The following is a 17,630-nucleotide window of genomic DNA, read 5'->3' on the forward strand; positions in this document are numbered from 1 at the left end:
TTCGAACCAATAGAAGTCTTTCTTATGGCTGATAACTATTCATTTGATGTGGTTTCTGATTTTGACCGCCAAGAGTTGGTTAACGTAGTAGACCAATTAAGAAGAGAGGTTAATCAACGTTATGACCTTAAAGACTCAAACTCCTTATTTGATTTAGAAGATACAGAATTAGTTATTACGACTGCTTCTGAAATGACTTTAAAGTCTATCGAAGACATATTGCGGCAGAAGGCTGTAAAGAGAAATCTTTCAATTAAAATTTTTGACTTTCAACCTTCTGAACCCTCAGCGGGAAACCGAATAAAACAAAGGGTCTTTCTAAGAAAAGGTCTTACTCAGGAGCTCGCAAAGAAACTGAGTAAATCCATTAGAGATTCTGTTAAGAAAGTGAATATTTCAATACAAGGAGAAAGTCTTAGGATCACAGGCAAAAGTAAAGATGATCTGCAAACTGCGATAGCAATACTTCGCGATCAAGAGGACGGTTTAGAAGTCCCACTGCAATTCGAGAACTATAGGTAAAATAGTGATTTCTATGAATTAAAAGGTTGATAAAACTAATCTTAGACTTTTCTTGATATTAATTCTTTAAAAGTAAACCCTTTCAACCTTAATCAAAACTCTCTGTTTGATATTATTATAATTAAATTTATAAAGCTTTATCTTGTTAAAACTAAAGAAAGATAACTCACATTATTTATGTGTTGTAACCCTAGGTTTGTAAGCTCAGGTATTTAACTTTAGAAGCTGGCTTACAATTTTCCCAATCAGAGGTTTTATTCAATATCATATGCAGATATTTTTTGGCTCCTATGACGACTCCTTTTCGTAATGTCACGCCGAATGGATCTGGAAGTGCCGCAACACTTTTAGTAGTGCTCTCTTTTACAGGTTTCATATTGCTGACCCAATCTTTGTTTGTTGTACCCGCGGGACAGGTCGCAGTAGTTACAACTCTTGGGAAGGTTAGCGGAGGCTCAAGGAGGCCTGGTTTGAATGTGAAAATACCTTTCCTTCAGTCGGTTTTCCCTTTTGATGTTAGGACTCAGGTTAGACCAGAAAAATTTGCAACTTTAACTAAAGACTTACAGGTGATTGAAGCTACCGCAACAATTAAATATGCAGTTAGGCCAACCGAAGCAGGTCGTGTTTACAGCACTATCGCTTATAGCGATAGAGATGTTTACCCCAGAATTATTCAACCATCTTTATTAAAGGCTCTTAAGTCAGTTTTCTCTCAATACGAGTTGGTTACTATTGCTAGTAAATGGAGTGACATATCTGAGTTGGTTGAAAGAACTGTGGCGGAGGAGTTAGACAAGTTTGATTATGTTGATGTGCGTGGTTTGGATTTAACTGGTTTAGAAATTGCAGAGGAGTATCGTGCGGCTATTGAACAGAAGCAAATTGCTGAACAACAGTTGCTTAGAGCACAAACCGAAGTCAAGATTGCTGAGCAGGAGGCCCAGAGGTATGAAACATTGACAAGGAGTCTGGATAATCAAGTCTTGTTCAAGCTTTTTCTTGATAAATGGGATGGAAAGACAAAGGTGGTACCTGCTTTGCCTGGAACCAGCGGTGGCCAGCCACCAGTAATTGTCGGAGGAAGGAATTAATTGGCAAGTTAATCTGAAATTCCTTTTTTATAAATTATAAGAATATATATTTAAACAATATCTGCTATTAGTAGGCCCTATTCTAACTTGGTTTGGTTCATTAAGAGTGCTATTTAAATATGGCTAGTATTGAGTTTATGAGATTGCTGTAAAGCTCTCGCGAAATGCCTCTAATGTTGCGTCTATATCCACATCTGAATGAGCTAATGAGGTGAAGCCTGCTTCAAATGCGCTTGGAGCGAGGTAAACCCCTCTTTCAAGCATTGCTCTATGTAATTTTCCGAACTTCTCTGTATCAGTTGACTTTGCTTCTTCGAAGTTTCTAACTGGCCCTTCGCAGAGATAGAAGCCAAACATCCCTCCAATACTACTTCCTGTTATTTGAAGGCCAGCCTCCTCGGCAGCTTGCAGGATCCCACTAATTAGTCGTTTTGTTGTTGTTTCTAGTCGTTCATAAGCACCTTCTTGCTTTAACAGCTCAAGTGTTTTAATTCCCGCGGTCATTGCCAAGGGATTTCCACTTAGGGTTCCGGCTTGGTACATGGGCCCTGCTGGAGCAACCATCTCCATGATCTCTGCTATTCCGCCATAGGCGCCAACAGGTAGCCCCCCTCCAATAACTTTGCCCATAGTGGTTAAATCAGGAGTGACTCCAAAACGAGCTTGGGCTCCTCCATAGCTGATCCTGAAACCTGTCATTACTTCGTCGAAGACGAGTAATGCCCCGTTTTCTTTTGTTAGCTCTCTTAGTCCTTCTAAGAAACCTGGTTCGGGAGTAATGAACCCAGCATTTCCTACAACTGGTTCAAGGATTACACCAGATATTGCGTCAGGGTTTTCAGCAAAGAGTTCTTTGACTGCCTCTAAATCGTTGTAAGGAGCAGTAAGAGTATTGGCAGTTGTGCTTCTTGGAACTCCAGGAGAGTCTGGAAGCCCAAGAGTCGCCACTCCTGAACCTGCTTTTACCAGGAACATGTCAGCGTGGCCGTGGTAGCAGCCTTCAAACTTGATGACTTTTTCTCTTCCAGTAAAGGCGCGCATTAGGCGGAGGACCGCCATACAAGCTTCTGTTCCACTGTTTACGAAACGAACCATCTCAACACTTGGTACAGCATCTATGACCATCTTTGCGAGATTATTTTCAAGTTCACAGGGGGCGCCGAAGCTAGTTCCTTTTTCAAGTGTTTCGTGAAGTGCTGCAATCACTTCTGGATGAGTATGGCCACATATTGCGGGACCCCAACTGCCGACGTAGTCGATATAGCGATTTCCATCAACGTCCCATGCATAGGAGCCTTTTACACGGTCAAAAACAATTGGTTGGCCACCAACAGATTTAAATGCACGTACTGGGGAGCTGACTCCGCCGGGCATGATTTCTTGAGCAGCTCTAAAAATTTCTTTTGATCTGCTTGTGTTTAGCGCGTTAGCTGTCACGGAGACTGATGCCAATGGTTTTTGGTGGGCCATCTGCCATCTTGCCCTAAAAAGGTTGAAAGTCGTACAACTTTATTTAGAGATTTTGATAGTAGTTGGTCCAGGATCTTAATTTGTTAACAGATGTGAGGTTACCTTGCCACACAACTGGGAAGTCTTGGAGAGGGAACTGAGAAAGTTCCTGCCAAGTAAATCGATAGTTTGCAAGCGGCAAGAGTTGCTTGTTTACGACTGTGATGGTTTGACCATAGACCGTCGATGTCCTCCTTTGGCCGTACTGCCAGAAACTACTGATCAAGTTTCAAAAATTCTTAAATGCTGTAATAAGCACTCAATTCCTTTTGTAGCAAGGGGAAGTGGAACGGGGTTGTCTGGTGGTGCATTGGTTGAGGAGGACGCGCTTTTGGTTATTACAAGTCGAATGAGAGCAATCTTGGAGATTGATTTAGCTAATCAGATAGTTGTTGTTCAACCTGGAGTAATAAACAGTTGGGTGACTAGGGCTGTTGCAGGTGAAGGGTTTTATTACGCACCAGACCCTTCAAGTCAAGTCGTTTGCAGTATTGGTGGGAATGTTGCAGAGAACTCCGGTGGAGTTCATTGTCTCAAGTATGGCGTTACTAGTAATCATGTTTTGGGCTTAGAAGTCGTTCTTCCTGATGGCAGTATTACTCAGCTTGGAGGCCATTTACTAGAACATGCTGAGTTGGACTTGCGAGGAGCGTTTATTGGGAGTGAGGGGACCCTTGGTATTGCGACCTCAATAACTTTGCGCCTGCTTAGAGCTCCAGAAAATGTAACTGTTTTATTAGCAGATTTTTCAACGATGGAAGCTGCTGGTTCTGCCGTTAGCAAAGTTACTGCTGCTGGGGTTTTGCCTGCAGGAATGGAAATTATGGATAGTTTCATGATTTCTGCTGTTAATGATCTATTTGGTCGTGAGGAATATCCCTCAGATGCAGCAGCAGTTTTATTAATTGAGCTTGATGGTCAGGTGGCAGAAGTTTCAGCTGGTGCTGATAAGGCAATTGATTTGTGCCAGAGAGCAGGCGCTAGAAATATCAAAAGGGCACATACGCTTGCAGAAAGAGAGCGGCTTTGGAATGGCCGTAAATCCGCTTTTGCGGCTATAGGAAAGATCTCTTCAAGGTATTACGTTCAGGATGGAGTAGTTCCTCGAAGTACTTTGCCTAGGGTCCTTAAAGAGATAGAACGTCTTAGCCGGATCTATCAATTACCCGTAGCAAATGTTTTTCATGCAGGAGACGGAAACCTTCACCCATTAATTCTCTATAAAACTGACTCTTCTGAAGTACAGAAAAGAGTTCGAGATCTCGGTGCTGCAATTTTGAAAGAATGTTTGCTTGTTGGGGGAAGTATTACTGGGGAACATGGTGTTGGTTCTGATAAACGTTGTTATTTGGAATGGATGTTTTCTTCTAATGATTTGGCAACGATGAGTTTTGTAAGAAAGGCTTTTGACCCTAATGGATTGGCAAATCCAGGAAAGATTTTTCCGACGCCGCGTAGCTGTGGTGAGTCAGCGAGAAGAAAAGTAAGCCTTTCAACCGATGACAAGCAATTTCGCTCAGATTTAGATGTGTTTTAATTTCATGCTATTTGAGAATTTTTTTAACGAAAAATATGGACTTTTTTTACATATATAAAAGGTCCATATCTTCTTCCCCTTCCTCTTCGTTTTCTTCCTCAGGCCATTTGAGTTCTAGTAAAACTGGCGCATGATCACTAGGTTTTGGATTGCCACGGAAGGTTTTGTAGATATTGCAACCTTTTGCTTGGCTTAGTAATTCTTCGGAAAGATAAATATGATCAATTCTCCAACCCCTATCTCTTTCCCATCCGCCACTTCTATAGTCCCACCAACTCCAATGATTACTCTCTGATTCAAATATACGAAAAACATCTTTGAGATCATTGCTTATTATCCTCTGCAAGGATTCTCTTTCGGCTGCGCTGGCCATGATTCCACCACTTAGTCGATCCGGATTATGGATATCTCTATCTTCAAGTGCGATGTTGAAATCTCCTAATAAGCAAAGAGGCTCATTACGTTTAGCTTGTTCAAGCAGATATCTTTTTAGACACTTTAGCCATGACAATTTATATTTGTATTTATCGGATTTAAGGTCCGATCCATTTGGAACATAGAGATTTACGACGCGTATATCTTCTATTAAGGCACTTATAACTCTTTTTTGTTTACCAAGTTCCCTGGCTTCCTCATCTAAAGGTAGTTCTCCTTCTAGCCCATATCGAACATCACTTAGCTCTTTGCGACTTACTAGGGCTACTCCGTTGTAGGACTTTTGCCCGTAGAATTTGACTCTATAACCCTTGCTCTCAAAGGCATCTGTAGGGAAAAGGGGGTCGTCTACCTTTGTTTCTTGCAAACACAGAAGATCAATCTGAGTTTCGTTTAGCAAAGCTATTACTTGGTCTAGACGGGTTCTAATTGAATTAACATTCCAAGTGGCGATTTGCATTTTTTTTTGACTGTTTTTTGCTGGTACCATTAACATTGGGTGCCATTTGGATACTCTGGCAGCAAGGTGAGCAATCAAAAGCATTCCATTAGAAAAAGTCTTAGGCTCGCTTTTTCGTTTTCTGCTTGCCTAATTTCTTTTAGCTTGGTGGAATTTAACTTTGGAGCGAAAGCGCAGTTGAAGGATGCTTTTCAATCTCCGGTGGAGAGAGAGATGTATGAAAACTCCCCTGGCGCTGCGAATGAACCATCGATTTTTGATGCAACAAATCCTATGGAGCTGATGAATTTCTTAAGAAAAGCCACTGCCATGGATGATGCAACGAGCCCATCAGATGCAGTTGATCAGGCGCTTCGCTCATTTGAGTATAAAGAGAGTGATGATTTACTTTCTTCGCCTTCACAGGTAAGTCTTCCTTAGCCCTTATGAAAAGTTTTCGCAAGTTAGAGGGCTGGCTAGATTTCTTTTTGGACCGATTGATGTTCTTTTTATTCGATGCGTAAACATCCGATAAGTCCGGTCACAGAACCCTTGCAGTATCGGGCAATTGGCCTAGTAAGGGCTACTTACTGTCCTAATGAGCCGGATTGCTTTACCAAGGGCAAGCTAGTGGACAAAGAAGGGGTTCAGGTTGAAGCAGTTGTCTTGGGACGAGTTATGGCATTGATGCGCCGTCATCTTGACATCGGAAAACCTCATTTATGGGTGGTTTATCCTCGATGCCGTAAAGAAGATGAGTTACATTTACAAATAGCAGGTGTATGGGAACCAAGTACTCTTGAAACAACTAAGGCCAACGCGGATTTAGACATTGAAGAAGATAAGCTCCCAGAGGGAGATGATTATTTCTCAATCCGCGGAGAATTGATATTTACTAAGCCTGAGACTAGTGATTTGGTTGTAAAAATTCGGCAGAGAGCAAGAGACGATGACGGTAGGATGATGCCTTTTAAGTTGAAGTTAAAGGGAGATTTACCGATTAAAGCACTCCGACATTTTATTAGTTTAGATGTTCGTAGACGTGGTCAGAAACTCTATCTAGAGAATGCTGAAATTCTCGCTCAAATTCCTTCTAAAAATAATAAAAATAAAGATAAGTACTCAAGACAATTGAAAAAAGGTGAAGATCGAAATCGACGAGACAATTAATGTTATTAGTTATCTCTAACTTGTTGTGTGATGTTTTCCCTCCCATACTTTTGAAGTGACAGTTCTATAGATTTTTTTTTTAATTATGAGCGGTTTATTTATTGATTGTCCAACAGGCTTAGCAGGAGATATGATTCTTGCAGGATTGCTCGACTTAGGTGTACCTTTAGAGGTGATTGAGTCCTCTATTGATGCAATAGGTCTGCAAGACAAATATAAAATTAACATCGAAGAAAGTCATAGCCTTGGAATAAGAGGCTTGAAGGTTTCTGTTGTTGCATTAGAATCAGATCCCCCAATGCGACTATGGGGTGATATTAAGCAGAAAATTATAACTGCAGATTTTTCAGATGTTCTGAGAGATAGAGTTTTTAGAGTATTTCAGTCTTTGGCAGAGGCTGAATCTTTGGTACATGGACAACCATTGGACAAAGTGCATTTTCATGAGGTTGGTGCTATAGATTCTTTGGTCGATATTATTGGAGTTTGTGCTGCAATTTCTTACATAAATCCCTCGGAGATTGTTTGCTCTGTTCCATGTGTTGGCCGGGGAATGGTTAACACTTCACATGGAATATTGCCAGTCCCTGCTCCTGCTGTTTTAGAACTAGCTAGAAAACATCAGTTAGAACTTTCTTTTGATGAGAATTGCCCTGAGGGTGAATTAACTACACCCACTGGGTTGGCCCTTATGGCTGTTTTGGCTGAAAGTTTTTCCAGACCTTCTAGTGTTGGAATTAGAGCTATTGGGATAGGGTTGGGTCATCGAAGTTTAGACAGGCCAAATCTTTTAAGGATTTGTGAGTTTTCTAGATCTACTCCCTCTAGTGATTTTAAGGATGGACTTGTTTGGCAAAACTTAGTTGTTCAGGAGGCATGGCTTGATGATGTAACACCTGAGGATTTAGCGGGATTAGAAACACAGTTAAGACAAGCTGGAGCAATAGAGGTAGTTTGTCAACAAGTCCATATGAAGAAAGGTCGCCAAGGCTTCAACCTTTTGGCATTAGTTGCTCCTGAAAAGTCTTTAGAGCTTAGGAAGACTTGGTTGAGGAAAGGATTTACATTGGGGTTAAGAGAGAGATTAGAAGGTCGTTGGGTCTTGCAACGCAGGCTTGGGTCCATTCCATCAAAGTGGGGACCATTGAAAGCAAAGCAAGTACGACGCCCTGGTGGTGCACTGTCGACAAAAATTGAACACGATGATCTGCTTCGTATTAGCTTGCAATCAGGCCAGTCTTTGGAGGATATACGTAGAGAAGCTTCCCTTGGGATTGGGGAGTTTTCACCAGAGCAAGATTGGACATGCTAAAAAGATATTTATTTTCTCTTCTTAATTTTTTAAAGTCGAGACTTCAACAAGCGACTTTGTTTGTCGACATAAGAATAATAATAACATTCACTTGTATTGGGTTTGTGTTATATAGTCTGATCGATAACGCCTCTCAGCTCTCTCAAATTAACCTAGAAGGTAAAACATTTATTTTGCTTTCATTTGGAGCTATATTTAGCTGGATTAGTTTAATTATTAATGCAATTGCATGGAAGATTTTGATAAACTGGCAAGGATATAAAGTTCAAAATATATCTCTAGTAAGTTTATTTTTGAGGAGTAATATTCTCAAATATCTTCCTGGAGGAGTTTGGCACTTCATTGAAAGGATAAGGGTTCTTCGTATGAATTTAGGAGGGTCTTCGGCTATTTCTGCTGTTTTGTTTGAACCTATTTTGATGGTGGTTGCAGCTTTACTATGGGTCCCCTTTGGAGGATGGCAAGCAGGCCTCGCTGTTTGTTGTTGTTTGCCTCCAGTTGTCCTCCTTCCAAGATGCCGTAAACCAGTTTTAAAACTTTTTAGGAAATTAAAGCTGAAGCAAATGGAGAAGATTGAGAAAGAATTTATAGAATCTACAAATTTTTCCAAGGTGGTTGACGAAGGAACGAAATATCCGTTTGCCCCCCTTGGATGGGAAATGTTGTTTATTTTTTTTAGATTCGTTGGCTTTTGGTTTTGTTTGAAAGCTTTTTCTATAACTACACAAATTGCATTTGGTCAATGGTTAGCTGCTTTTGTGATTGCCTGGACTGGTGGCTTGGTTGTCCCAGCTGCTCCTGGAGGGGTTGGAGTTTTTGAAGCGATAATTTTTCTAAGACTTGGCGCGCTTGTTCCTGAAGCTCCTTTTTTGGCGGCTCTTATTGCTTATCGGGTGGTTTCAACCCTTGCAGATGTCTTGGCTGCATTCATGAATCCAAGTGACTCTTTTTATGTGAAAGCTTTTAAGGAAAAGCTTCCTTTAGGGAGGAGCCTTAATCATTAGGAGAAGGTTTGCCTTCTATGGCATTTCTAATAGGAGTGTTAGAGCAATGATGATGAAGATCTAAAGAAATGCATCTTTGTATCGCTGTGAACTTCCCAAACGAATCAAACAGTGCATGATAGTTATGTAGCAACCGCTACCAAAACGTTCACCTCAATACTTATTGAGGCGCAGTTCGACCCAAGCCAAGGAACGGGGACTTGGGCCGCTTTCGGACTCTGAATCATGACAAAACTTCTTTACCGTGGACATGAGTATGTTCAGCACAAGGATCCTGCGGCTAAGCAGCCTGTTGAGCTGACCTATCGACGCAAGATTTACACAAGCAGGAAAGAGCAGGTCGCACCAAAGCACCCTCTTCTTACCTATCGCGGTAAAAGCTATACCAAATAGCAAAAATCTCTGCTTACTTTTATTAGGCTCCGATGGATAATCGGAGCTTTTTTTTGGAGTGAGTTTATTTTTAATTAGGCTCTTATTGGATCGATTAAACTAAATAAAGTTTTTATTAATGGCTATTTATAAATAACGTTAGTTAGAAATTTTTTTCTTGACAATTGTCTCTCCGCTTTCCAATCCAGGTATTAAAGCTGCTGAGGCAATCAGTCCCAAGAAAAGAATCATTAGAGCTGGAAGAATTGACTCTGCCATTCTTTCATCACTTGCATATTGAAATATTCGTACAGATAAAGTATCAAAATCAAATGGCCTGAGAACAAATGTAAGTGGTAGTTCTTTAATTGTGTCTACAAAAACGAGTAAGGCACCAACTGCAATTGGCCCTTTAAGTAAGGGTAAGTGAACCCTGCGAAAAACCTCTTGCCATTGACATCCGAGCCCAGTAGCTGCCTCATCTAGGCTAGGAGAAAGTCTTTCTAAAGCAGCATCAAGACCACCTTTAGCAACAGCAAGAAATCTATTGCTATAGCCCCAGATGAGAAGAATGATAGGAGTTAGTTTTAAGGGAGGACTGCTAAATGATTGGAGAGCAAGAGCTAAAACCGCTCCTGGAATTGCATAACCTATTCCAGAAAGAAACGTTAGGCTTCTTATCCAATGAGAAGTGTTCCATCTTTTCGCGATTGCAAGTATTAGGGCTGCTAGTAAAGTTGTGCTCGCAGCGATTAGGCCGAGACCTAGACTTCGAGCTGTGAGATAAATTAATTCGAGATTTAACCCGGTTTTTAATTGTTCAATGTTTACAAAAGCCCAAAGGAGTGGAACTCCCAGGGTGAAACAGGGAGGTAATAGACCTAAAAGTTGAGCAAGTATTGCGCGGGGACCTTTAAGTTCCCATTCAGGAGATTCGCCTCCTGCAACTCCATCTGTCCAGCGTCTACTTCGACTTCTAAGTATTCTTTCATAGGCGACAAGAGTAATTACTAGGACTAGTGCTATCAGTGCTAAAGCAATTGCTCCTGTTGGATTTCCTTTTGCTATCCAGTTCTCAACAATTCCAGCTGAAATACTAGGAATGTTTAGTAGTTGTACTGCTCCAAGTTCATTAACAATTTCCATACTCATTAGTGCAATCCCCGCCCCAATTGCTGGCATAGCTATAGGTAAAGCGACTTTTCGAAAGCTATTCCAAGGTCCTATTCCAAGACTTCGACATGCTTCTAGTTGACGACGCCCACTTTTTGAGAAGCTTTCTGTACTAAGCAGAAAAACATATGGATAAGTTGTAAGAGTCATAACTAGGATTCCCCAAACCATTCCATAAATTCTGATTGTATAAATGCTCCCTAGGTCAATTAAAGTTGCTGATAAAAGATATGCAGGGGTAGCAAAGGGGATTAATTGGGCAATTTTTAAAAGTCGTCTCCCAGGAAATCTACAGTTTGCAAGAAGCCACCCATTTGCTGTTCCTAAAAATCCACCTAGCAGAGCTGAACCTATGAGTAAATATAAAGTCCCTTTGATTTGATTCACCCCATCGATGCCTAAAGTTACTTGATTATTTCTCAACCCGATTATCCCTTCATTGATAAGGCCTAATAGAGGAGATAAAACTATGATTGCAATAACAATTACGAGGCCATTTAAAAGGACTCTTTGATTATTCTTTCTATTTTGGATCAATGCCATTTGGCTTTAAGAGGAAAGTCTTCAATATGCTTGATTATATTAGCCATTAATAAGCCTAATATGAATAGAATGTTTTACCTCTAGATAAAGAAATTCTCTATGAGGCCTTTTGAGCGAATTCCATGCTCGAGCGTAAAAAGTTTTAATTAAAGCTATTGGCAGAAACTCTCTATATAAAAAGAATTCTTTTACAAGACTAACCTTGAAAAATTTTAAGTATTAAAGGATTGGCTTGTTTTAATTTCCTCAATACTTATTTGCATTATTTTTTGATTTTTAAAGAAAACTATTTATATTATATGAAGTGAGATTTCTATGAATTTCATATTATACACTTCAAGAGTTGCTTTTGAAGCAACTCATGATTTAGTTGACGACCTATTAGGACAAGCTGGTTTCTTTTCTTCCCTTTCCACTCAGAGTCGTCTATACTAAAACGCTTCCCAGCCAGATGAAAAATATGTCTTCTTGTGCTTTCATTAAACCAAAGAATTCCTTTAGCCCTAAAAATTTCTTTAGGTAGTTGGTTGTCAAGAAAATTTTGAAATTTTCTTAAAGATAGAGGTCGATCGCTTGAGAAAGATAGAGAGGAAAATCCTTCTATCTCTTGCATATCTTTGGGTTGACCATGTTCATGTTCATGTTCATGTTCATGTTCATGTTCATGTTCATGTTCATGGTCATGGTCATGTTCATGGTCATGTTCATGGTCATGGTCATGTTCATGGTCATGTTTAGCATTGAAAGTATTTGATTTTTTTTGCTCCGAGATATATTTGTCAGTTTCAAATAGACCTACACTCATTAGTAATGGAAGGGCTACTTGACCTTCTTTACATCTCAAGATCCTAGAACCATTTTTTATTGATTCAATTGATGATTCGATTTGATTTAAACGTTCATTTTCTGCAAGGTCACATTTGTTCAGAAGAATTATATCACCATAAATTATTTGAGACCTTACTATGCCACTTTCCAGTAGTTCGCTGTTGAAGTTTTCAGCATCTATTACTGTTATTATTGAATCGAGACGGGTTGTTTCCCTTAGTTCACTTCCTAAGAAGGTCATGGCTATAGGTAAGGGGTCGGCTAGACCGGTTGTCTCAACAATGATGTAATCAATCGAATCACCTCTTTCAAGGAGCTTCTCAATAGCTCCTACCAGTTCTCCATTTATTGAGCAACATATGCAGCCATTGCTTAACTCGATCATGTCATCACTAGTGGTGATAATTAGCTCATTATCTATACCGATCTCCCCAAATTCGTTAACAAGAACAGCAGTTTTTAATTCTTTTTGGTTTTTTAAAATATGGTTTAAAAGTGTTGTTTTACCTGCACCAAGAAACCCTGTGAGTATTGTTATTGGTACAGGCCCTCTTGAGTCTGAACAGGTTTCACCATCGCTCTCTAAATTGTTGTTTGATAAGTTCATAAATCGTTTTTAGGAATCCAATAAGATTGATGTTTTGGTTTGTACAAGCCTAATGATTCTGAGAGGCAGCTTCATTTATTTTTTTTGCCAAGTCAATGTCCATATTTGTTATTCCGCCAAGGTCATGAGTCGTTAAGCTAATTTTTAAAGAGCCATAGACGTTGCTCCATTCTGGATGATGATTCATTGATTCAGCAATTAAGGCTACCTTTGTCATAAAGCTAAAAGCACAAATGAAATTTTTAAACTTTAAGTCTTTGGAAAGTTTGTTGCCTAGAACGTTCCATCCAGGTAGTTCATCTTGGATGTTTTTTAGAGAGTCAGGGTTAATTAGCTCGAGGTTCATTTTTAGTTAATAGTTGCTGCTTAGCTTAAGACGTAAATTCCGAAATCATGATGAATAACCGTTGTTATTGGTGTAATTTGTGAGAACTTTTCTAGGGATTTCCGCTTAGAATCTTTAGGACTACCTTTTTATTTGGGCTTGATCTAAGCTAAATTTCTTTATTTAAATACTTTTACCTCAAGTAAGTTCGCCGATTGCATGTAGATGTATTGTTCTTTCGTTCACAGAATACCTGTGCTCCCATAGATAAATAGCTTGCCAAGTCCCTAATGATATATTTTTTTCCTCAATGCTGAGGCTAAGGCAACTTGAAGTTAGGGCTGTCCGAATGTGTGCGGGCATGTCGTCGGGCCCTTCTTCGGAGTGTTTGTAAGGTTGTGCGTTTTCATAAGGGAAGATTTTTCCGATACCTTCTTCGGGGACAATCGCTTTCATGTATCTAGAAAGATCTTCAAGGACTCGTGGGTCCGCATTTTCATTGATTACAAGACTACAGCTTGTATGCTTTGTTGAAAGGATCAAAATACCGGACTTAATTCTTCTTTCTGCGATCCAGTATTTAATTTTAGGAGTTAAATCTGTAAAGCCTTCTCCATTGGTGTTGAAGGTAAGATCTGAAATTACTTGATCCATTTTGATCTAGAACTATACGGTTTAATTTCTGCTGATCATGTGTTTGTTTGGTTGTTATTTTATCTCTTTAAAAGTTTTTTTGCGTGATTTTCCTGGAATATAGTTAGAGTCTTTATTTGTTATGAAAGCCATACCCCTCCATTTTGTAAAGCAATAAAGAATTTCTGATTATTTACAGGGCTTTTTTTAGTAACTAAGTCTTGTTCCTTCAATTTAGTATTTCTCTCCGATTGATGGAAAATGCGATCGCCCCACAGTTTGAAGAACACTGATTTACTCTTTGGCATGGGTAGGTGAGCCATAAGACAGTTTCTCTTTAGTCTTTTGATAGCAAATTATTTGTATAATGTGGAATTTTTATAATCTTCCCTTTGGGATTGTTGTTTGAAGATATTGGATTTAGCTTTCCTTCTATGTTGTTTTTAGGATTTTTGTGCGTTTGAGGAAAGATAAAAAAAAAGCCCATGCAAAATGCAAGGGCCGGATGATGGGGAATTCACTTTCTAGGAGAATTTAGGCGAAAAAGCAAGATACTACTGATAGGGAGTGAACAATGCCTACAAACTATATCTAGTGTTGCAAGCTTGTTTCAAGACGCCTTATGGTATTTAGCTTTTATCGTTTGGCGGGTGATTGGACTTGTTTGCTGATTCTTTGGCCTAAACGGCCTTAGTTTTTTAGAGGTTTTCACTTCAATCAGAAGTGAAAGAAAAAGAATGGGACCCGAAACAGGATCGTTAAGTCCTATCTACGGTGATAGCTCTCTAACTCATGACTAAAAAGCCAAATGAGATTCGATCAGGACATGGATACTTTTATGGATTAGTGCTACTAATTTAGATTTGTTTTGATTAACGTTTGTTCTGAAATTCTGGAGTGAAACTTTGGATTTTGGTGCTTGGGAGCGCCTAGGGGACTATTTGCGTCAAACTCAGCTTTTGGGTTCGATTCAGAACACCCTTTATTGGGATCAGAACACGGCAATGCCTTTCTCAGGAGCTTCATGGCGAGGCGAGCAACTCACTTTTGTAGCAAGAGAGTTGCATGCTCGTCAGACTAGTCCTTTGTTTGTGAGTCTTTTAGAAGAGGCGAAAGACGAATTTGAGAAGGGAAAAATTGCTGGCGATTTAACTCCTTCTGAACAATGGGAAAAATCCTGCAATATCAGACTTCTCGAACAAGATCTTCAAAGACATCAACGCCTGGATAGTCGATTGATCTGTGAGATCGCCGAAGCTAAGGCAATTGGCTATCACAGCTGGCAGAATGCTAGAGCTTCTAATGATTTCTTGTGTTTTGCCACAGCCTTGAGAAGATTGATTGATCTTCGTAAGGAGCAGGCTAGGCAGCTGCAAGAACCTAGAAGTTGTTGGGAGACGCTTGCACAACCTTTTGAGCCAGATGTTAGTTATTCAAGATTGCTCGAGCTGTTTGAACCGTTGAAAGAAAGGCTACCTTGTTTGATTGAAAGATTTCGAAGCTCTGATTTCTCCATCACAAGGAAAGAGTGGGATCTGAAACCTTCCATTCAAAAGAAACTTTGTGAGGAACTTTTAATGGAATGGGGTCGGGATCCCTCAATTGCCTGTGTAGGCAACTCTCCCCATCCTTTTTCTATCACTCTTGGTCCTTGTGATTTTCGATTGACAACTCGGATAGTCTCTGGGCAGCCGTTGTCGTCTTTTCTTGCGGTTGCTCATGAATGGGGACATTCTTTATATGAACAGGGTTTGCCTTCTACAACACACCAGTGGTTTGCTTGGCCATTAGGTCAAGCCACCTCTATGGGATTGCATGAAAGTCAATCCCTTTTCTGGGAAAACAGAGTTGCGCGTAGTAAAGCTTTTGCTGATCGATGGTGGAGAAAATTTAAGAAGGCTGGTGCACCTATTGGTTCTTCGGATGAGTTTTGGCGTTTGATGAACCCTTTAATTCCAGGACCTAATCGCGTTGAGGCTGATGAACTTAGTTATGGACTTCATATTCTTATTCGTACAGATCTAGAGATAGCTTTATTGGAGAAGGATCTCGAAGTTGAAGAGATTCCTCATGAGTGGAATCTTAGATATATGGACCTTTTAGGCTTAACCCCCAAAAATGATCTAGAAGGATGCTTGCAAGATGTTCATTGGAGTGAGGGCCTCTTTGGTTATTTTCCATCCTATTTGCTAGGGCACCTTATAAGTGCTCAACTTTCTGAGGCAATGTCAAATGACTTGAATTCCCAAGGCGTGGATTCACCAGATCCAATCTCAAAACTCATCTATGATGGAGAGGAGTCAACCCTTCTTGATTGGTTACGACAAAATGTTCATTTACATGGTCGAAGCCTTAATGCAGAGGAGTTAGTGAAATCAGTTAGTGGGAAAAAACTTTCAAGCGGGGCTTTTCTTAGTTATCTCGAGACGAAGCTCGATCTATTAGAGGATTGTTCTTAAGATGTTTTGGGCCTCTTAATTTTCTCGTATGGCAAATCTTGATCAAGCTCCAAGCCGTAGTATGCCGAATCTTTTACATGTACTGCCGGCCTTCGCATCCGAAGCTGACCTCCGTCTGAATACTATTATTGAACTGAATTCCAACACACTTAATAAATACGAGCTGATTACTGAAACAGGCCATTTGAAGTTAGATAGGGTGGGTTACTCTTCACTTGCTTATCCATTCGCATATGGATGCATTCCAAGGACTTGGGATGAGGATGGTGACCCTCTCGATATTGAGATTGTTGGGGTTACAGAGGCATTGATTCCAGGTTCAGTTGTTGAGGCAAGAATTATTGGTGTTATGACCTTCGATGATGGCGGTGAAGTCGACGATAAGGTTATTGCTGTTCTTGCAGATGATAAACGTATGGATCATATAAATAGTTATGAGCAGTTAGGCGATCATTGGGAGAAAGAAACTAAATATTACTGGGAGCACTATAAAGACTTAAAGAAACCAGGTACTTGTAAAGTCAATGGTTTTTTTGGTGTGAATAAGGCAGTCGAAATAATTAAGGCTTGCGAGGCACGTTATCAATCAGAGATTGATCCCAAGTTGGTTAACTGAAGTCATTAAATTTTTTCTAATGACTTCAATTAAATTATTTTCCTAGAATTTATTTTTTTTAGGAATCTGGTCTAACTGCTTCAAAGATTTCTGCAAGGATCTCACCAGCACCCTGTGACTTCAAGTTATCAGCAAGATCTTTACCTATGGTTTCGGCACTCTCAACCGAACCTTTTTTGTGATCTCTAATTAACCTTTTCCCATCTAAGCTTGCAACCATACCGGTCAGTGTCAATTCGTTGCCATTGATACTCGTATTCACTCCGATTGGGACTTGGCAGCCTCCTTCGAGCTCACGAAGAAAGGAACGTTCTGCAATACACCTAGTGCTTGTTGGGGTATGTTCTAGAACTTTGATTAATTTAAGTACATCAGGTTTTGATTGGACACATTCAATTCCTAAAGCGCCTTGTCCAACTGCATGTAAAGATATTTCGCTGGGTATTATCTGATGTATCCGATCTGCAAAACCTAGTCTTGTGAGGCCTGCCGCAGCAAGAATAAGACAATCATATTCTCCAGAATCCAGTTTTTCTAGACGTGTAATTACATTACCCCTTACATCTTTGAAGTTTAAGCTTGGGTAGTGGTATCTAAGTTGCGCCAACCTGCGTAGCGAGCTTGTGCCGACCACAGAGCCCTTGGGAAGGGTCTCTAGGGAGTACTGAATATTTTTGGGGCTAACCACTAGTGCATCGGCAGGATCTTCTCTTTCTGTAATGCATCCCAGCATGAGACCTTCCGGGAGGTGGGTAGGTAGGTCCTTAAGAGAGTGAACGGCGATATCTGCTTGATCTACAAGCATCTGTGCTTCTAGTTCTTTAGTAAAGAGGCCTTTATCACCAATTTTTGCAAGTGCTACATCCAGGATTTTGTCCCCTTGTGTTGCGATCGCCTCGATTGAAATTGATAAGTTGGGATGCGCAAGTTCTAACTCTGACTTGACCCAGTTTGTCTGGACCATAGCCAGCTGGCTTCTGCGGGATGCAATACGCAGTTGGTCGAGGGTCATTAATGCTTTGTGTAAATTTTTGGTTTGTTAGCTAGAGGCT

17 protein-coding genes are annotated in these 17,630 nt (G+C 40.2%); 10 read left to right on the forward strand and 7 right to left on the reverse strand.

Annotated features, from left to right (window positions below; translation table 11 throughout):
• Positions 1-24 precede the first annotated feature (24 nt).
• Positions 25-522 carry a YajQ family cyclic di-GMP-binding protein gene (locus SOI84_RS09540; RefSeq protein ID WP_320674283.1) on the forward strand — a complete coding sequence of 166 codons (498 nt, stop codon included), beginning with the start codon at positions 25-27 and terminating at the stop codon, positions 520-522.
• A gap of 290 nt (positions 523-812) precedes the next feature.
• Complete coding sequence (locus tag SOI84_RS09545) at positions 813-1,616, forward strand: prohibitin family protein (RefSeq protein WP_320674284.1); 804 nt, start codon at positions 813-815, stop codon at positions 1,614-1,616.
• Positions 1,617-1,751: 135 nt separating this feature from the next.
• On the opposite strand, the gene hemL is transcribed toward SOI84_RS09545, so the two are convergent.
• Entirely contained in the window at positions 1,752-3,053 is a 1,302-nt protein-coding gene (hemL, locus tag SOI84_RS09550) for a glutamate-1-semialdehyde 2,1-aminomutase (RefSeq protein WP_320675459.1), read from the reverse strand.
• Between the two features lie 136 nt (positions 3,054-3,189).
• On the opposite strand from hemL, the gene SOI84_RS09555 reads away from it, so the two are divergent.
• Positions 3,190-4,662, forward strand: coding sequence for an FAD-linked oxidase C-terminal domain-containing protein (locus tag SOI84_RS09555; RefSeq protein ID WP_320674285.1), 1,473 nt, complete (start codon positions 3,190-3,192; stop codon positions 4,660-4,662).
• A gap of 46 nt (positions 4,663-4,708) precedes the next feature.
• Here the strand turns inward: SOI84_RS09555 and xth are convergent, their stop codons facing one another.
• Positions 4,709-5,557, reverse strand: coding sequence for an exodeoxyribonuclease III (xth, locus tag SOI84_RS09560; protein WP_320674286.1), 849 nt, complete (start codon positions 5,555-5,557; stop codon positions 4,709-4,711).
• Between the two features lie 66 nt (positions 5,558-5,623).
• Here xth and SOI84_RS09565 point away from each other — a divergent pair, with 66 nt between their 5' ends.
• The 5 genes from SOI84_RS09565 (at position 5,624) to SOI84_RS09585 (ending at position 9,415) form a co-directional block, all read left to right on the forward strand.
• Entirely contained in the window at positions 5,624-5,977 is a 354-nt protein-coding gene (locus SOI84_RS09565; RefSeq protein WP_320674287.1) for a hypothetical protein, read from the forward strand.
• 75 nt (positions 5,978-6,052) lie between these two features.
• Complete coding sequence (locus SOI84_RS09570) at positions 6,053-6,706, forward strand: hypothetical protein (protein WP_320674288.1); 654 nt, start codon at positions 6,053-6,055, stop codon at positions 6,704-6,706.
• A gap of 85 nt (positions 6,707-6,791) precedes the next feature.
• A complete protein-coding gene (gene larC, locus SOI84_RS09575) occupies positions 6,792-8,018 on the forward strand; it encodes a nickel pincer cofactor biosynthesis protein LarC (protein ID WP_320674289.1) in 1,227 nt (408 codons plus the stop codon).
• A complete protein-coding gene (locus SOI84_RS09580; protein WP_414153594.1) occupies positions 8,006-9,022 on the forward strand; it encodes a UPF0104 family protein in 1,017 nt (338 codons plus the stop codon). Before larC ends, SOI84_RS09580 begins: the two co-directional genes overlap by 13 nt.
• Before the next feature lie 225 nt (positions 9,023-9,247).
• A complete protein-coding gene (locus SOI84_RS09585) occupies positions 9,248-9,415 on the forward strand; it encodes a DUF4278 domain-containing protein (RefSeq protein ID WP_320674290.1) in 168 nt (55 codons plus the stop codon).
• A gap of 138 nt (positions 9,416-9,553) precedes the next feature.
• Here SOI84_RS09585 and SOI84_RS09590 read toward each other — a convergent pair whose 3' ends face one another.
• The 4 genes from SOI84_RS09590 to SOI84_RS09605 all read right to left on the reverse strand — a co-directional run bounded on the left by SOI84_RS09590 (position 9,554) and on the right by SOI84_RS09605 (position 13,524).
• Complete coding sequence (locus SOI84_RS09590) at positions 9,554-11,110, reverse strand: iron ABC transporter permease (protein WP_320674291.1); 1,557 nt, start codon at positions 11,108-11,110, stop codon at positions 9,554-9,556.
• A gap of 322 nt (positions 11,111-11,432) precedes the next feature.
• The gene (locus tag SOI84_RS09595; RefSeq protein WP_320674292.1) at positions 11,433-12,545 is read right to left on the reverse strand and encodes a GTP-binding protein; all 1,113 of its coding nucleotides are present in this window, start codon (positions 12,543-12,545) and stop codon (positions 11,433-11,435) included.
• A gap of 49 nt (positions 12,546-12,594) precedes the next feature.
• Positions 12,595-12,891 carry a 4a-hydroxytetrahydrobiopterin dehydratase gene (locus tag SOI84_RS09600; RefSeq protein ID WP_320674293.1) on the reverse strand — a complete coding sequence of 99 codons (297 nt, stop codon included), beginning with the start codon at positions 12,889-12,891 and terminating at the stop codon, positions 12,595-12,597.
• 177 nt (positions 12,892-13,068) lie between these two features.
• Positions 13,069-13,524, reverse strand: coding sequence for a secondary thiamine-phosphate synthase enzyme YjbQ (locus tag SOI84_RS09605; RefSeq protein ID WP_320674294.1), 456 nt, complete (start codon positions 13,522-13,524; stop codon positions 13,069-13,071).
• 884 nt (positions 13,525-14,408) lie between these two features.
• Between SOI84_RS09605 and SOI84_RS09610 the strand changes: the two genes are divergently transcribed.
• Positions 14,409-15,962: a carboxypeptidase M32 gene (locus SOI84_RS09610; protein ID WP_320674295.1), complete on the forward strand. Its 1,554-nt coding sequence runs from the start codon at positions 14,409-14,411 to the stop codon at positions 15,960-15,962.
• A 28-nt stretch (positions 15,963-15,990) separates the two neighbouring features.
• Positions 15,991-16,578, forward strand: a complete 588-nt coding sequence (locus SOI84_RS09615; RefSeq protein ID WP_320674296.1) for an inorganic diphosphatase — start codon at positions 15,991-15,993, stop codon at positions 16,576-16,578.
• Between the two features lie 58 nt (positions 16,579-16,636).
• On the opposite strand, the gene hemC is transcribed toward SOI84_RS09615, so the two are convergent.
• The gene (gene hemC, locus SOI84_RS09620; protein WP_320674297.1) at positions 16,637-17,590 is read right to left on the reverse strand and encodes a hydroxymethylbilane synthase; all 954 of its coding nucleotides are present in this window, start codon (positions 17,588-17,590) and stop codon (positions 16,637-16,639) included.
• Between the last annotated feature and the right edge of the window lie 40 nt (positions 17,591-17,630).

It is taken from the genome of Prochlorococcus sp. MIT 1341, assembly GCF_034092415.1.
Taxonomy (GTDB): domain Bacteria; phylum Cyanobacteriota; class Cyanobacteriia; order PCC-6307; family Cyanobiaceae; genus AG-363-P08.

What these genes read in the sequence shown, in the direction of transcription:
- SOI84_RS09615 (WP_320674296.1), top strand. Translation starts at nt 15,991, where the DNA reads ATGGCAAATCTTGATCAAGCTCCAAGCCGTAGTATGCCGAATCTTTTA.
- SOI84_RS09600 (WP_320674293.1), bottom strand. Translation starts at nt 12,891, where the DNA reads ATGAACCTCGAGCTAATTAACCCTGACTCTCTAAAAAACATCCAAGAT.
- SOI84_RS09545 (WP_320674284.1), top strand. Translation starts at nt 813, where the DNA reads ATGACGACTCCTTTTCGTAATGTCACGCCGAATGGATCTGGAAGTGCC.
- SOI84_RS09570 (WP_320674288.1), top strand. Translation starts at nt 6,053, where the DNA reads ATGCGTAAACATCCGATAAGTCCGGTCACAGAACCCTTGCAGTATCGG.
- larC (WP_320674289.1), top strand. Translation starts at nt 6,792, where the DNA reads ATGAGCGGTTTATTTATTGATTGTCCAACAGGCTTAGCAGGAGATATG.
- xth (WP_320674286.1), bottom strand. Translation starts at nt 5,557, where the DNA reads ATGCAAATCGCCACTTGGAATGTTAATTCAATTAGAACCCGTCTAGAC.
- SOI84_RS09595 (WP_320674292.1), bottom strand. Translation starts at nt 12,545, where the DNA reads ATGAACTTATCAAACAACAATTTAGAGAGCGATGGTGAAACCTGTTCA.
- hemC (WP_320674297.1), bottom strand. Translation starts at nt 17,590, where the DNA reads ATGACCCTCGACCAACTGCGTATTGCATCCCGCAGAAGCCAGCTGGCT.
- SOI84_RS09540 (WP_320674283.1), top strand. Translation starts at nt 25, where the DNA reads ATGGCTGATAACTATTCATTTGATGTGGTTTCTGATTTTGACCGCCAA.
- SOI84_RS09605 (WP_320674294.1), bottom strand. Translation starts at nt 13,524, where the DNA reads ATGGATCAAGTAATTTCAGATCTTACCTTCAACACCAATGGAGAAGGC.
- SOI84_RS09590 (WP_320674291.1), bottom strand. Translation starts at nt 11,110, where the DNA reads ATGGCATTGATCCAAAATAGAAAGAATAATCAAAGAGTCCTTTTAAAT.
- SOI84_RS09585 (WP_320674290.1), top strand. Translation starts at nt 9,248, where the DNA reads ATGACAAAACTTCTTTACCGTGGACATGAGTATGTTCAGCACAAGGAT.